The 1,160-nt window shown below is 31.0% G+C and carries 1 protein-coding gene; it reads left to right on the top strand.

Going from position 1 to position 1,160, the window contains the following annotated elements; translation table 11 throughout:
- The first annotated feature begins 112 nt into the window (after positions 1–112).
- A complete protein-coding gene (locus tag G551_RS0112415; protein WP_156876800.1) occupies positions 113–904 on the top strand; it encodes a hypothetical protein in 792 nt (263 codons plus the stop codon).
- The last annotated feature ends 256 nt before the right edge of the window (positions 905–1,160 follow it).

Raw genomic sequence — 1,160 nt, 5'->3', positions numbered from 1 at the left:
GACATTTCTCTGGCACGTTCAATTATTAATAGTTTTTTAGCTATATTCGTTTCTTAGCGATCGCAACTTGAAGCGATATACGAGACCGTTGGCAAACATTAAAAAATCAAAAATGAACAAAACATTTATTTTTTCGTGCTTTTTACTTTTATCTACTACTCTACTTGGACAAAATTATATTCAAGTAAACCAAATTTCATATCAACAAAGTAATATTTTGATTGATAACAATTTTGGTTTAAATAATATTGCTAATGCCTTAACAGACTTTACAAATGCTTGGAAAGATGAAAATCGAAAAACTAGAGCAATTAGCAGAACTGAAGCTCAATTGAATATAGTTAAAAATCAATATAAAGATAAAGTAGATTTCCCTAAAATTATTGATGGATGGCATTTAGTTAAAATAACCGATAATTTCAATTATTGTTCTGATGCAAAGGTGTATGTAAATGACGGCAAAATTTCAGAAATAGTAATTAACAATTATTATGGATTTTCTGTTGATTTTAATGTTATGACACCAATTAAAGATGCGAAAGCTGTAATAAATTGGCAATTGCCAAATCGTGGGACAGACACAGCTGAAGTTTATTTTGCTTATGATTTGAATGGACCAAATTTGACTGATGAACCTCAAAAGCCCGGTTTTATTACATTTTGGTCAGACCACCGTAAAGCAAAAACAATAGAAGTTTGGATTAACCGAATTAAAGTTGGTCAATTAAGTAAAGAAATTGAAAATGCGGAATGTTTTGCTGATGGAGGCCTAACTCTACAATTTAAACCTGGTGTATACGAATTTAAAGCAGCAGCACACGGATCAATGGATTGGCGTGGAACTTTTGAAATTAAAGAAGATCAATGTTATACTTATCTTATGAATCGAGATAATACTAATTAAAAAAACGTTCGCCAACACCGTATATCTTCAATTGTGGCTCTGTGTCCTTCGGACACAGACGCTTACGCGTCAAAGTCAGTTCTTTTTACTATCTTTAGTTCTTAAATTCCCACAACTGAAAGATACACAAAACCGTTGTCAAAAATGCACAATTACAGCGTGGTAAATTTCAAATTTCATTTCTAAATTATTCAATCTTTTAAACGAAAACTAAAAGAAATTTGACGAATTTAAACGGATAAAAAATCACTCAGAC

The organism is Mesonia mobilis DSM 19841 (assembly GCF_000423405.1).
GTDB lineage: Bacteria > Bacteroidota > Bacteroidia > Flavobacteriales > Flavobacteriaceae > Mesonia > Mesonia mobilis.
Note: the sequence above shows the minus strand (reverse complement) of the source record. Positions and strands in the feature narration are given on the sequence as shown.

Coding starts and splice junctions, on each gene's coding strand:
- G551_RS0112415 (WP_156876800.1), top strand. CDS start 113: ATGAACAAAACATTTATTTTTTCGTGCTTTTTACTTTTATCTACTACT.